Here is a 13,469-nt window from a genome sequence, read left to right as displayed (position 1 = left end):
GCTCGTCAGGAAGCTTTGCGGAGTTGTCCGTTGCCCTTGCCGGGGGCACGCAGAAGATTCGGGTTCGACGGCTCGCTTGCGGGGCGGACCCATGCATCGCCCGGCACGCCCCACGTTGACAGCATGCCCTGCAGCGCCGTGTGGACCGGCATGGCATTGCCGGCCGTGCTCAGGGCTCGGACGGAGGCCTGCTGCCATTCCAGCATGACGCGCTGGTAATCCGCCACGAAGCTCGACTGGTTCGAGATGGCCGTTTGCAGCACCCCTTGCAGCACATCCATGGCGCGCTCGCTGCCCTGCCAGAAAACGTTCGGCAGCAGTGCTGCAAACGCGTTCCACTCCTCGACGTTTTGCAGGTCGGCCAGCGCAGATTCCGTGCGGGCCACGTCTGCGGCAAGCAGGTCGGCGCCGAGTTCATACCAGCGCTGTCGCGTTGCCTTCAGCAGACCCAACGTCTGCAGTCCGAATGCGAGCTGCGCCTTTTGGAGCGCGAGCGGAACGTTGGCGGGTGTATCCATGTTGGCTCCTTAAGCCATCTGGCTGATGGTTTGGCGAAAGCGCGTCAATGATGCGAGAAACAGCACGGCGCCGATGACGCAGATGGCCAGACACTGCGGCCACACGACATCCAGCCCCGCACCCCGATAGAGAATGGCCTGCGACGCCGATACGAAATGCGTGGTCGGTGCGGCGAGCATGATGTCTCGGACCACGCCGGGCATGCTCTCGAGCGGGGTGGTGCCGCCGGAAAGCAACTGCAGCGGCAGCAGCACCAGAACCAGCAGCATGCCGAACTGCGGCATGGAGCGCGCCACCGTCGCAAGAAAGATCCCCATGGAGGTCGTGGCAAACAGATGCAGCGTGGCCACCAGCATGAACAGCAGGATCGAGCCCTCGATCGGGACATGCAGCGCGCCTTGCACCACGAACACCAGCGCCACGAGCGCGGCGAGGACCACCACCAGCCCCATCGACCAGACCTTGGACACCATGATCTCGAACGGCGTGACAGGCATCACCAGCAGGTGCTCGATCGTGCCGTGCTCGCGTTCGCGAATCAGCGCGGCCCCAGTCAGGATGATCGACAGCATGGTCACGTTGTTGATGATCTCCATCAACGAGCCGAACCACGTCTGCTCCAGGTTGGGGTTGAAGCGTGTGCGCAGCACCAGGTCGACCGGCGTGGCAGGCGCGGCGCGGTGGCGCTGCAGGAACGTGTTCACCTCGCCCGAGACGATCTGCTGGATGTAGCCGTTGCCGGTGAAGGCCTGGCTCATGCGCGTGGCGTCGATGTTGAGCTGGATTGACGGTGCGCGGCCAGCCAGCACGTCGCGCTGGAAATTGGGCGGGATGTCGAGCACGAACGTGTAGCGGCCGCTGTCCATGCCTGGGTCCACGTCCGTGAGCGGGATCAGTGCCGGGGTGCGGAAATGCGGTGGATAGAAGCTCGAGACAATGCGCGCCGACAACGGCGAGCTGTCTTCATCGACGATAGCGATGGAGGCGTTGTGCAGGCTCTCCGGCATCGCGGTGGCGGCCACGTAGATCGACAGCGTGAAGGTGTAGACGATCAGCACCATCATCATCGGGTCGCGCAGCAGGCTTCGCAATTCCTTGATGCCCAGGCGGAAGATGTTGCTCAGACGGGCAGTGCGGCGATTGGTCTGAAGACTCGGCATGGCGTGGTGCTCCTACCGATCCTGCTTGCGCAGCATCAGCAAGGTGGCGCCCAGGATGAACGGCACCGCCGCCAGCAGCGGCCAGAAGGCGCTGCCCAGCGCGCCCACATCCAGCGCCTTGCTGAACACGCCGCGGCTGATCGTCAGGAAATGCGTGGCCGGATACACGCGCCCGATCACAGCGCCCGTCCCTTCCAGCGACGACACCGGATTGAGCAGTCCTGCAAATTGCACGCACGGAATGATCGTGCCGATCATGGTGACGAACATGGCTGCGATCTGGCTTTGCGTGAAGGTCGACGCAAACAGCCCGAAACCCGTCGAACACGTCACGAAAATCAGCGCCCCTAGCGCGAGCGTTGCAAAGCTGCCCTTGATCGGCACACCGAACACTGTCACCGCCAGCAGCGCCAGCAAGAAGAAGTTCAGCATGGCCAGCACGATGTACGGCGCCTGCTTGCCGAGCACGAATTCCGCCCGCGTGACCGGCGTCACGTAGAAATTGATGATGGAGCCCAGCTCCTTTTCACGCACCACGGACAACGCCGCCAGCATGGCAGGAATCATCATCAGCAGCATTGGAATCACGGCGGGCACCATGGCAGGCAGGCTTTTCACGTCGGGGTTGTAGCGATAGCGCGTTTCAACACTGCTGGGCGCCGCCAGGCGCACTCCCAGCCGGTGCACGGCCGCATCTGCCAGCCAGAGCTGGTGGATGGCCTGCACGTAACCGCGCACGGTTTCCGCGCGGGTGGGCATGGCGCCGTCCACCCAGGCCCCGATCTGCACGGCCGTGCCGCGCTCCACATCGCGCGCAAAGCCAGGCGGAATTTCGATTGCCAGCGACAACTCGCCGTTACGCATGCGGCGGTCCAACTCAGCGTAGTCGCGAATCGGGGGTTTTTCGATGAAATAACGCGAGCCCGCCAGGTTGAGCGTGTAGTCGTGTGAAAGCACGGTCTGGTCACGGTCGAGCACGGCGTAGGTCAGGTTCTCCACATCGAGGCTGATGCCGTATCCGATGATGAACATGAGGATGGCCGTGCCCAGCAGCGCCAGCGTGGCGCGCACGCGGTCACGGCGCAGTTCCAGGGCCTCGCGCAACGAATAGCTCATCGCACGCGCCAGACTGAAGCGGCGCCCGGCCGACATGCCGGTAGGCGCAGGGGTTGGCGCCGCGCGCTCCGGCAGCGGCGCGGCAAACTCGGCGGCTCCCGCAGACGCTTCGGCCGCCTCCTGCAGATAAGCGATGAACGCTTGCTCCAGCGTCTCTGTACCCCGGGCATGCACCAGCGCCGCGGGCGCGTCGCTCACCAGCACACGGCCCGCATGCATGAGCGAGATGCGGTCGCATCGCTCGGCCTCGTTCATGAAATGCGTGGAGATGAAGATGGTCACGCGATCCCGCCGCGCGAGGTCGATCATCAGGCGCCAGAACATGTCGCGTGCGACCGGGTCCACGCCGGAGGTCGGCTCGTCCAGGATCAGCAACTCGGGCTTGTGCACCATCGCCACGGCCAGTGACAGGCGCTGCCGCATGCCCAGCGGCAAGCTCTGGGGCAGGCTGTCGGACACGTCCTGCAGCCCGAACCGGGTCAGCATCTCTGCCACGCGCGACTGCACTTCCTGCTCGGGCACCTGGAACAGCCGCGCATGCAGGACGAGGTTCTGGTGCACGGTCAGCTCGCCATACAGCGAGAACGCCTGCGACATGTAGCCCACGCGGCGGCGTGTGTCGATGTCCTTCGGGTCCACCGGATGGCCGAACAGCCAGGCCTGCCCTTCGGTGGCGGGCAGCAGGCCGGTGAGCATCTTCATGGTGGTCGATTTGCCGCAGCCGTTGGAGCCGAGAAAGCCGAAGATTTCTCCACGACGGATGCGGAAGTCGACGTGGTCGACGGCAACGAAGTCGCCGAAGCGCATGGTCAGGCCACTCGCCTGCACGGCCACATCGTCTTCTGCGCCAGCCACGAGGGGTGGCACCACCACGGCCTGATGGCCCTGTCGGCGCGTTGGCGGCAGCAGTGCGATGAAGGCGGCCTCAAGCGAATCGGCACCGGCGCGGCTGCGCAGCTCGGCCGGCGTGCCGGTGGCGAGCACCCGCCCCGCGTCCATGGCGACCAGCCAGTCGAAGCGCTCGGCCTCTTCCATGTATGCGGTAGCCACGATCACGCTCATGCCGGGTCGCGCGGCGCGAATACTGGCAATCAAGTCCCAGAACTGCCTGCGCGAAAGCGGATCGACGCCGGTGGTCGGTTCATCGAGAATCAACAGATCGGGGTCGTGGATCAGCGCGCAGCACAACGCCAGCTTCTGTTTCATGCCGCCCGAGAGCTTGCCTGCAGGTCGTGAGAGGAACGCCCGCAGGCCGGTGCTGGCCGTGAGTGCATCGATGCGGCGGCGGCGCTCCGCTGCATCGTGGCCGAACAGGCGCCCGAAGAACTGCAGGTTCTCTTCGATCGACAACGTGGGATACAGGTTGCGCCCCAACCCTTGCGGCATGTAAGCGATGCGTGGGCCGACCGCGGCGCGCGCCCGGCGGTCGCTCATGTCGCTGCCGAGCACATGGACAGTGCCCTCCTGCAGGGCCCGGGCGCCCGCCACGAGAGACAGCAGGCTGGACTTGCCAACGCCGTCCGGGCCGATCAAACCGACCATGCAGCCGGCGGGCAGGTCGAGCGTGACGCCATCCAGCGCGAGCGTCTTGCGGTAGCGCAGGCGCACGCCGGCCAGGCTGGCCACCGGCGACGCCGGGCGCGCGTCAGGCGAGGCGCATGGGTCGGCAGAGGCGGTCACTGCGGAACCTTGATCGCCAGGCTGGCCGGCCATTCGGCTTGCGCGTCGAGCTTCAGCCACGCCACGCCGGGCAAGCCGGTCTTCACCAGCTTCAGGTGCTTGCGCAGCAGATCGCGATCGATCTGCGCCTTGACGCGGAACATCAGCTTCTGGCGCTCGCTGGCCGTTTCCACGGTCTTGGGCGTGAATTGCGCGGTGCTGGCGACAAACGACACGCGCGCCGGAATCACGTATTGCGGCGCTGCGTCGAGCACGATACGCACCTCGCTGCCCATGGCGATGCGGCCCGCGTCGGTCTCCGGCACGAAGAAGGTCATGTAGACGTCGGACAGATCGACGAGATTGAGCAGTCGCCCGCCGCCGGCCAGTACCTCGCCGGGCTGGGCGATGCGGTATTGCACGCGGGCGTCGCGCGGCGCGTCAGGGCGCTGTCGTCGATATCGGCCTTGATGCGCAGTACGGTGGCGTCTGCCGCCTTGACGGTGGCACCGGCGCCGGCCACCTGTGTACGCGCAGCCAATACGGCTGCCTGCGCCGCCTCGGCTTGCGCGCGGGCCGCCACCAGCGCGGCCTTGGCGCTGCGCACGCGGGCGCGGTCGTCGTCCAGCTCCTGCATTGACGATGCCCCTTCGTGCGACAGCGTCTCGGAGCGCGCCAGGCGGCGCTGCGCGGCATCGAGGTCGCTCTCACGCAGAGCAATTTGCGCGAGAGCCGCTTGCCTATCGGCTTCTCGCACGGCCACCTGCGCCTGTGCGCTCGCCACGGCAGAGACCGATTGCTGCTGCCGCGCCAGAGCCTCGTCGCGCTGCGCTTCCAGCGTCTGCACTTGCATGTGCGCAAGCGGCTGCCCTGCCGTCACGAAGTCGCCCTCGTCCACCAGGATGTCCTGCACGCGGCCGGGGAGCTTGGTTGCCACGTCGATTTCGGTGGCTTCGATGCGGCCGTTGCCGCTCACAAAGCCCTTGCCGGGACCTTCTTGCCGAAGCGTCTTCCACGCGAACGCCGCTCCGGCTGCCACCAGGGCGGCCGCCAGCAGCGCAATCCATCGTTGTTGGGGAGTCGTCGTCATGGTGTTGTTCGGCCCGATACGCGCGGTGCCGGCGTCAGGCTCAGAGGATGGGGTTGCGGATCGGTTGCGGATTCGACGGCCTGCGTGCCGCCGCCCAGTGCCGCATACAGGCCAACGCGGCTCGAGAGAAGCGCGCGACGCATTTGCACCAGTTGCTGCTGCGCGGCCAGCAGATCGCGCTGGGCGTCGAGCACCTCCAGGAACGTCGATGCTCCAGCGTCGAAACGCAGTTGCGACAGCCGCGCCCGTTCGGTCTGCGCGGCCAATGCGGCCTGTGCAATGTCGAGCTGTTCGGCCAGCCACCTGCGTGCCGACAGCGCGTCGGACACGTCGCGGAATGCGCCTTGCACGGTCTTTTCGTAGGCCGCCACGGCAAGGTCCCGGCGGGCTTCTGCCAGGTCGAGGTTGCTGCGCAGCTTCCCGCCTTCAAACAGCGGCAGGCTGATGCTCGGCGCAAACATCCAGGCGCGTGTGCCGGGTGCAAACAGATTGCCCAGTTCTGGGCCGACGGTGCCGTAAGCGCCCGTCAGCGCCACGCGCGGAAAGAACGCCGCCCGTGCCGCACCGATGCTGGCGTGCGCGGCCCGCAGCCGGTGCTCCGCAGCTGCAATGTCCGGGCGCTGCGTCAGGAGATCGGAAGGCAGACCGGCGCGCAGCTCGGCCAGCATGTGGCGCTCGTCAAGCGGCTCGGCAACCGGTGGCAAGTCAATGGGCTTGCCGACAAGCACGGCCAGGCCGTGCGCCTGAACGTCGCGCGCCTGCCGCAGTTGCGTCAGCAGCGCCTGCGCCTGGGTCAGCAGGGTCTCGACCTGCGTTTGGTTCAATCGTGAAGTCGCCCCGACTGCCACCCGGCGCGAGAAGATGCGCAGTGTCTCGGTGCGGCTGTCGACGGTCTGCTGCGCCAGCGCGATGCGCTCGTCCAGTTCGCGCATGACCAGATAGCTGTCGGCCACCTGTGCGATCAACCCAAGCGCGACTGCGCGGCGCGCTGCGTCGGACGCTACGTAGCTTTCCAGAGCGGCGTCGTTGAGGTTGCGCACGCGCCCCCAGAAATCGATCTCCCAGCTGGAGACACCGGCCCCCACCTGGTACTGGGTGACACGCATGGGCATGCCGAATGGGCTGACGTCCGCCGGAATGCTCAGGCGGCTAACGCCGGCCTGCGCGTCAAGGTGCGGAAAAGACTCCGAGCGCTGGATGCCAAACGCGGCACGCGCCTCTTCCACGCGCAGCACGGCAGTGCGCAAGTCACGGTTGTTCTCCAGCGCTTGCGCAATCAACGCCTGCAGGCGCGTGTCCGTAAAGTACGCCTGCCAGCCGGTGGCGGCGGCGGACAGGCCGTCCGTGCCGTCGTCGGTGTCGTAGTGCTGGGCCACAGGCAACGCGGGCGCCTCGTAAGGCGGCGCCATCGAGATGCAGGCCGACAGGGCCAGCACAGCGGCGGCGGCCATCGCGGCGGCGCGGGTGCCTGCGTAGCTGCCATGCTGCCGGCGTTGTTTCTCCACACGCATCTATTTCTCCAGCACGTAGGTGCCGGGCGCATCGGCCAATGGCGGGAATCCTGGAACGCCCATCTTCGGCGGCTTCACCACTGCGGAGCCCGAGGCATGTTCAACGAGCCATGCATGCCACGCCGGCCACCAAGAGCCGTCTGTGGCGGGTGCCGAGGCCAGCCAATCATCCGGCGCCGCCGATGTCTCGCCTGCATGGCGTGTCTGCATCTGGAAACGCCGATGCGAGTTGACGGGCGGGCTCACGATGCCGGCGTTATGGCCGCCGCTGGTCAACACGAACGTCAGCTCAGCCTCGGTCAGGTGATGCAGCTTGTAGACGGAGCGCCAGGGCGCCACGTGGTCGGTCAGCGTGCCCACCACGAAGATGGGCAAATCGATATCGTTGAGCGCCACCGGCTTGCCGTTGACGGGGTAGCGGCCCTCGCTCAGGTCGTCGTTCAGAAACAGGTGCCGCAGGTACTGGCTGTGCATGCGCGCGGGCATGCGCGTGGCATCGGCGTTCCAGGCCATCAGGTCGTTCATGGGCGCGCGGTCTCCCAGCAGGTATTCGCCCACCAGGCGCGACCACAACAAGTCGTACGAGCGCAGCATCTGGAAGGCCCCGGCCATCTGGCTGGCACGCAGATAGCCGGTCTGCTCCATCTGTGCTTCAAGCAGGCTGACCTGGGCCTCGTCGATGAACAGGCCCAGTTCGCCCGGTTCACAAAAATCGGTCTGGGCGGCAAACAGCGTCATGGAGGCCAGCCGCGCATCGCCATCGCGTGCCATGGCAGCGGCGGCAATCGCCAATAGCGTGCCCCCAAGGCAGTAGCCGGTCGCATGTACGCGCTGGCCCGGCACGATGGCATTGACGGCATCGAGCGCGGCAAAGACGCCGAGCTTCAGGTAGTCATCCATGTCGAGGTCGCGATCCGCCTCGTCAGGGTTCTTCCAGGAGATGCAGAACACGGTATGGCCCTGCTCGACCAGATAGCGGATCAGTGAGTTCTGCGGCGACAGGTCCAGGATGTAGTACTTCATGATCCAGGCCGGCACGATCAGGATGGGCTCGGCCTGGACCTTGCCCGTGGCCGGTGCGTACTGGATCAGCTCGATCAGCCGATTGCGCAGGACCACCTTGCCGGGCGTGATGGCCACGTCGCGGCCCACCATAAAGCGTTCGGTACCGGCAGCGGGCGCGCCGCTCAAGGAGCGCTCCAGGTCGTCAAGCGCATTGAGCGCGCCGCGCACGAGATTGGTGCCGTGCTGTTCAAAGGTCCGGCGCAGGACAATCGGGTTGGTTGCCAATTGGTTGCCCGGCGACATCATGTCGAGCCACTGACGCGCAGCAAAGGCGACCACGTCCTCATGATGTTTGGCGACTCCCCACACGCCGCGCGTCGCCGCCTCCCACCATTGTTCTGTCAAGAGGAAGGCCTGATGCAGCACGTTGAACGGCCACAAGCGCCACTCGTCGGCAGAGAAACGACGGTCGCGGGCCGGCGGCTGGACGCAAAGACACGCGTTCTGGGGGCCGGACGCCATGCAGTTCCGGATGTAACCCTCGAGTTGTTGGGCCTGCGTCAGCGCCAAGCGGTACAGATCCAGCTGCTTGCCGGGAGAGACGGCCAGATGCAGCGCCCAGTCGAGCAGCGCCAGTTGCATCGATGCAAGCGACAGCGAATTGGAGGCGCGGGCAAGCGCAGCGTGAAACGGTTGGTCGATCTGCTCAGCAGTCAACGAAGACGGCACGGGGGCGGTGCGCATGGTCGGGGCGTCAAACGATTGCGAAATATGCAATCCATTAGATGCCAGGGGCTACCGCCCGGACTTGATGCACCTCAAACCGGGACAAGAGGGCGGACTCTAGGTGGAGTCACAGAAACGACATCTGGGGGTGGAAATCCGGGCAGCAGGTCACTACCGCGCGCCCCCGGGGCAACCTTGTCGTCTACCGATGCGTCGGCTCACCTCGCATATCCGCGGATCCGCCCGACCCCGCGGCCGCGCCCGTTCCTGCCAAACCGTCGCTACCGCCGGATCCACGCGATCCGGCCGAGGTGCCGGCGCCCTCGGGGCCGGATGCTTTGGGCGCGGACGCCGGCACTGTATTGGGATGCCGGGGCAGGGATTTTTTTGTCGCCTGAGGTGGAGCCGCCGCTGCGGAAGCTGGCCGCGCAGAGTCCATCTTCCCGGGCTGCGCGAACGAAAGCCCACTTCCCCATCCCAGCAAAACGAGCAAGCCAGCCGCTGCCCTCTTCTGCACTTTCCGTACGTCGTCCATGCTCGGCCTCCGGTGCGTGCCGGTGTTTGAAGCAGCCGACATGCCATCGGTATCCGTTCGCAGTCACGATTCTTGCTGCCCGGTCGTCTTTCAGCGTTTTGTTTCGCGCTGAGCCGCCATCGTCAACATCCCCGAAGACGGAGCCCGATATGCACGACGACTTCAAACCGGCCCGACGCCGCTTGCTCAAGGCCCTGGGGATCACGCTGCCCGCCTCGACCACCGTATTCGCTGGCGCGCAAAGCCCAGCGGCACGCACATCCGAGCACCTTCCGGGCATGACTGCCACGCCGGGGCCAAGCGCCACCTCCGGCGCAGCGGCGACTGAACCTGTGAGTCTTTTCTTCAATGCAGACGAAAAAGCGGCGGTCGATGCGATCGTTGCGCGCCTGATTCCGGCAGACGAACTTGGGCCCGGCGCAAAAGAGGCCGGTGTCACGGTCTTTCTGGATCGACAACTGGCGGGCAGTTTCGGCAGCGGCGCGAACTTTTATCGCCATGGCCCGTTCCAGCAAGGCACACCGGAACAGGGCTATCAGCTGGCGCTTACACCGGCGGAATGCTACCGCCTCGGGCTGGCGGCATTGGACCGTGCCTGCGCGAACCGTTATGGCGGAAAGCGATTCGCCCAGCTCGATACAGCAACACAGGACGCGGTGCTCAGCGAGGCTGAAGCCGGCAAGCTTGAGATGGACGCCGTGCCGAGCGCGGTGTTCTTCCAGACGCTCTTGGACGGCGCTGTCGAGGGCTATTTCTCCGACCCCATCTACGGCGGCAACCGCGACATGGTGGGCTGGAAGCTGGTCGGTTTTCCGGGCGCAATGGCCAGTTTTGCCAATGACATCGAGCGACACAACCAGCCCTACACGCGCGCGCCCGTTTCGATCGCTACCGCACACCCGCACGACATGGCGACAGCGCCCCCGCGCTCAGAAGCGCAGCCGATTGCCTTCGTCGCGCTTGCCAGTAACGAGGTATGCCGCAGCCGCACGGGCACCGATAACGGAGGCGGCGAATGAAGACCTTTCCCCCAGTGGATGCCGTAATCATTGGCGGCGGCTGGACCGGCGCCATCATCGGCAAGGAGTTGGCGGCACATGGCTCGCGTGTGGTGGTGATGGAGCGTGGGCAGCCCCGCTGGCCGTCGCCCGACTTCCAGGCGCCGGCAATCCACGACGAACTGAAATACACGCGCCGGCATGCGCTGCACCAGGACACGTCGACCGAGACCTTCACCTTCCGCAACCGCAGCGACCAGGTGGCCTTGCCGATGCGCCGCTGGCAGTTCGCCTATCCGGCCACGCATCTGGGCGGTGCCGGCAACCACTGGTCCGGCGCCTATTACCGGTTCGACCCGACCGACCTCAAGCTGCGCAGCCACTATCGCCAGCGCTATGGCGACCGCATCTTCGATGCCAACCTCACCGCCCAGGACTGGCCCCTCACCTACGACGAGCTGGAACCGTATTACGACCGCTTCGACTACCTGATCGGCGCGTCGGGTTTTGCCGGCAACCTGAAGGGGCAGTTGCAGCCGGGCGGCAACCCCTTCGAGCCGTGGCGCTCGCGGCCGTATCCGAATCCGCCGATGAAGGTGCCGTTTGCATCGGCATTGTTCGGCACGGCTGCGGCATCACTGGGATACCACCCCTACATCCAGCCCTCTGCGCTGTGCACGCGCCCGTACGTGAACACCGAGGGGCTGCCGATGAATGCGTGCGTGTATTGCGGCTTTTGCTCCAACTTCGGCTGCGAGCATTTTGCGAAGGCGTCCCCGCAAATCTGTGTCCTGCCGGCGGCGCTCAAGCTCAACACGTTTGAGCTACGCACGAACGCCCACGTGCTGAAGGTCGAGCTGGACGAAGCGCGCAAGCACGCGCGCGGCGTGACCTATGTCGACGCCACAGGCCAGCAGTTCTTCCAGCCCGCAGAGATGGTGGTGCTGTGCGCGTTCAGCGTTCAGAACGTGCGGCTGCTGCTCCTGTCCGGCATCGGCAAGCCTTACGACGCTGCCACGGGCCAAGGCGTGGTGGGCCGCAATTACACGCACCAGACAACGTCCGGCGTGAACCTGTTCTTCGACGAGAAGACGTGGCTCAACCCCTTCATGGGCGCCGGTGCCGCGGCGGTGACGATCGACGACTTCAGCGCTGACAACTTCGACCACGGCCCGCATGGCTTCGTCGGCGGCGGCTACATCCAGATCCAGGTGGTGAGCGGCGCGCCCATCGGATACCACCCGACCCCGCACGGCACCCCGCAGTGGGGCAGCGCCTGGAAGCGTGCCGTGAAGCGCTATTACAACCATTCCGCGTCGATCACGATCACCGGCTCGGCCATGCCGACGCGCGGCGGCTATCTCGACCTGGACCCGACGTACCGCGACGTCTACGGCCTGCCGCTGCTGCGCATCACCTACGACTTTCCTGACAACGACATCCGCATGTCAGCCTTTCTGACCGACCGTGGGAACGCGATCGGCAAGGCCATGCAAGGTGTTGTGGCGACCGAGCCTGGCCCACGCAAGCGGCCGTACACGGCGACAAGCTATCAGTCGACGCACCTCACGGGCGGCGCCGCGATCGGCGACGATCCGGCCACCAGTGTCGTCAACCGCTTCGGGCAATGCTGGGATGTGCCGAACGTGTTCGTGACCGGGGCCAGCCTCTTCCCGCAAAACTCCAACTACAACCCCACCGGTACCGTGGGCGCCACGGCGTACTGGATTGCCGACGCCATCAACGCGCGCTATCTGAAGTCCCCCGGGAAGGGGCTGGTATGACCGAAGACCGCCCGCCCTCTCGCCGCCTGCCGGTCGTTTTATGGCTGCTGCCGTTGCTCGGCATTGCGCTGCCGATCTGCGCGGTCTTCTATGACATGTTGTCGGATCGGGGCATCTCGTCATTTCGTGGGGCAAGCCAGGCGCAAAACCATGCGAAGCCGCCAGGGAACGTGGCGGAAACCGGCACGGCGGTCAGGCGCGCCACCGATTTCATTCCCAAGCCGACGGCATGGTCCGCCCTGCTGGCAAAGGCGCCGCAAGAGGACACCGCGCGCGCGCGAATCCTTGTCACGCAGGGCAGTGGCGCCGTGCCGCCTGCATGCGCGACCTGCCATGGGGCGAAGTCGGTGGCGCCGCAACCGTTTCCTGCGCTGGAGGGATTGCCGGCTGAGTACATCGTCAAGCAACTGCTCGATTACCGCAGCGGCGCGCGGCAATCGTCGTCATGCAACCGGTCGCGCGGGAATTGTCGGACAGCGATATCACAGCAGTCGCGCGGTACTACGCGGCGCAAGCGCGGCCGGGCACCGCAGCGTTGCCCACGGATGGCGCCGCCGCGAGCTTGCATTGGTCCGGCGACAACGGGCGTGCCCTGCCCGCCTGCGCAGACTGCCACGGCGCTTCGGGGCGTGGCGGCGGCCCGGTCCTGCCACCGCTGACGGGGCAGCCCAAAGGCATGGTCGCTGCGCAGCTCAATGCGTTTCGCTCCGGCACGCGCGCCAACGACGACGACGGCGTCATGCGCGCTTTTGCACACCGCCTGACCGCTGCCGAGATCGAAGGCCTCGACAACTTCTATGCCGCAGCTTCCGCCCCGCAGGGCGGCGTCCGCAAGCCAGCGCAGTAGAAATCGACCTGCCACATCCCGTTCAGATGAGACGGAGCCGCTACTTGCCCCAAGGCGGGGCGTTTCCGTGGTACAACCGGCGCCAGCGTCTCATTCACTTCCTGCATTCAGATCGACATCGGCGCACTTGCGGCCCGATCCACCTGCCTCGCCACCGAGGCACAACGACACCTCCATTTAGAGAAAACCGTGTTCACTTGCATCAACCAGAGCTGCGGCACGCAGTGGCAGCTTTCCGACGTCGTCATCAAAGACGAGGGCCAAGGGCCGCTCTTCCGCTGTGCGCTATGCGGCGCACGCAACTATCTCAAACGCGTCGAAACCAAAGACGGCCGGGTCATCTACAAGCAAATCGAAGGCAAGCCGCTCAAGTGATCCAACGCAACGACATGACCATCGAATCGACCGCCGCGCCCTTCAGCACCCTGCCGCTCGCCCCTGCCGTGCTGGCCAACCTCGCGCAGCTTGGCTACACCGACATGACGCCGATCCAGGCCGCAAGCCTGCCGATCGCCCTTG

Annotated in this window: 9 protein-coding genes and 2 pseudogenes; 5 read left to right on the top strand and 6 right to left on the bottom strand. The window is 65.8% G+C overall.

The features are described from left to right. Window positions 1-5 precede the first annotated feature (5 nt). The 6 genes and pseudogenes from FUT88_RS17605 to FUT88_RS17580 form a co-directional block, all read right to left on the bottom strand. On the bottom strand, window positions 6-518 hold the full coding sequence (locus tag FUT88_RS17605; RefSeq protein WP_147217015.1) for a hypothetical protein: 513 nt from the start codon (window positions 516-518) through the stop codon (window positions 6-8). Between the two features lie 9 nt (window positions 519-527). Continuing rightward, on the bottom strand, window positions 528-1,679 hold the full coding sequence (locus FUT88_RS17600; RefSeq protein WP_147217013.1) for an ABC transporter permease: 1,152 nt from the start codon (window positions 1,677-1,679) through the stop codon (window positions 528-530). A gap of 12 nt (window positions 1,680-1,691) precedes the next feature. Next, complete coding sequence (gene rbbA, locus FUT88_RS17595; protein WP_147217011.1) at window positions 1,692-4,508, bottom strand: ribosome-associated ATPase/putative transporter RbbA; 2,817 nt, start codon at window positions 4,506-4,508, stop codon at window positions 1,692-1,694. Further along, a pseudogene (locus FUT88_RS17590) lies at window positions 4,472-5,544 on the bottom strand (HlyD family secretion protein). The gene rbbA and the pseudogene FUT88_RS17590 overlap by 37 nt, the downstream one beginning before the upstream one ends. Beyond that, window positions 5,541-7,055 (bottom strand): efflux transporter outer membrane subunit, encoded by a 1,515-nt coding sequence (locus FUT88_RS17585; protein WP_147217009.1) that lies wholly within the window; start codon window positions 7,053-7,055, stop codon window positions 5,541-5,543. Before FUT88_RS17585 ends, FUT88_RS17590 begins: the two are co-directional and overlap by 4 nt. Further along, window positions 7,056-8,804 (bottom strand): PHA/PHB synthase family protein, encoded by a 1,749-nt coding sequence (locus FUT88_RS17580; protein WP_147217007.1) that lies wholly within the window; start codon window positions 8,802-8,804, stop codon window positions 7,056-7,058. A gap of 381 nt (window positions 8,805-9,185) precedes the next feature. On the opposite strand from FUT88_RS17580, the gene FUT88_RS17575 reads away from it, so the two are divergent. From FUT88_RS17575 to FUT88_RS26825, 5 genes and pseudogenes are all read left to right on the top strand, one after another. Beyond that, a complete protein-coding gene (locus FUT88_RS17575; RefSeq protein ID WP_261797206.1) occupies window positions 9,186-10,340 on the top strand; it encodes a gluconate 2-dehydrogenase subunit 3 family protein in 1,155 nt (384 codons plus the stop codon). After that, entirely contained in the window at window positions 10,337-12,103 is a 1,767-nt protein-coding gene (locus FUT88_RS17570; protein WP_147217005.1) for a GMC family oxidoreductase, read from the top strand. Before FUT88_RS17575 ends, FUT88_RS17570 begins: the two co-directional genes overlap by 4 nt. A 445-nt stretch (window positions 12,104-12,548) precedes the next feature. Further along, complete coding sequence (locus tag FUT88_RS17565) at window positions 12,549-12,950, top strand: c-type cytochrome (protein ID WP_147217003.1); 402 nt, start codon at window positions 12,549-12,551, stop codon at window positions 12,948-12,950. A gap of 189 nt (window positions 12,951-13,139) precedes the next feature. Further along, complete coding sequence (locus FUT88_RS17560; protein ID WP_009241699.1) at window positions 13,140-13,325, top strand: hypothetical protein; 186 nt, start codon at window positions 13,140-13,142, stop codon at window positions 13,323-13,325. Beyond that, window positions 13,238-13,469: pseudogene (locus tag FUT88_RS26825) on the top strand (ATP-dependent RNA helicase DbpA); the annotation flags it as partial. The gene FUT88_RS17560 and the pseudogene FUT88_RS26825, both read left to right, overlap by 88 nt.

Origin of the sequence: Ralstonia sp. TCR112, from assembly GCF_007997035.1 — a bacterium.
Taxonomy (GTDB): Bacteria; Pseudomonadota; Gammaproteobacteria; order Burkholderiales; family Burkholderiaceae; genus Ralstonia; species Ralstonia edaphi.
The sequence above is the reverse complement of the archived record's forward strand: the minus strand, read 5'-3'. Positions and strand labels throughout refer to the sequence as shown.

Bases quoted from the DNA above. Each gene is read 5' to 3' on its own strand.
- FUT88_RS17605 (WP_147217015.1), bottom strand. From the start codon at position 518: ATGGATACACCCGCCAACGTTCCGCTCGCGCTCCAAAAGGCGCAGCTC.
- FUT88_RS17600 (WP_147217013.1), bottom strand. From the start codon at position 1,679: ATGCCGAGTCTTCAGACCAATCGCCGCACTGCCCGTCTGAGCAACATC.
- rbbA (WP_147217011.1), bottom strand. From the start codon at position 4,508: ATGGCCGGCCAGCCTGGCGATCAAGGTTCCGCAGTGACCGCCTCTGCC.
- FUT88_RS17585 (WP_147217009.1), bottom strand. From the start codon at position 7,055: ATGCGTGTGGAGAAACAACGCCGGCAGCATGGCAGCTACGCAGGCACC.
- FUT88_RS17580 (WP_147217007.1), bottom strand. From the start codon at position 8,804: ATGCGCACCGCCCCCGTGCCGTCTTCGTTGACTGCTGAGCAGATCGAC.
- FUT88_RS17570 (WP_147217005.1), top strand. From the start codon at position 10,337: ATGAAGACCTTTCCCCCAGTGGATGCCGTAATCATTGGCGGCGGCTGG.
- FUT88_RS17565 (WP_147217003.1), top strand. From the start codon at position 12,549: ATGCAACCGGTCGCGCGGGAATTGTCGGACAGCGATATCACAGCAGTC.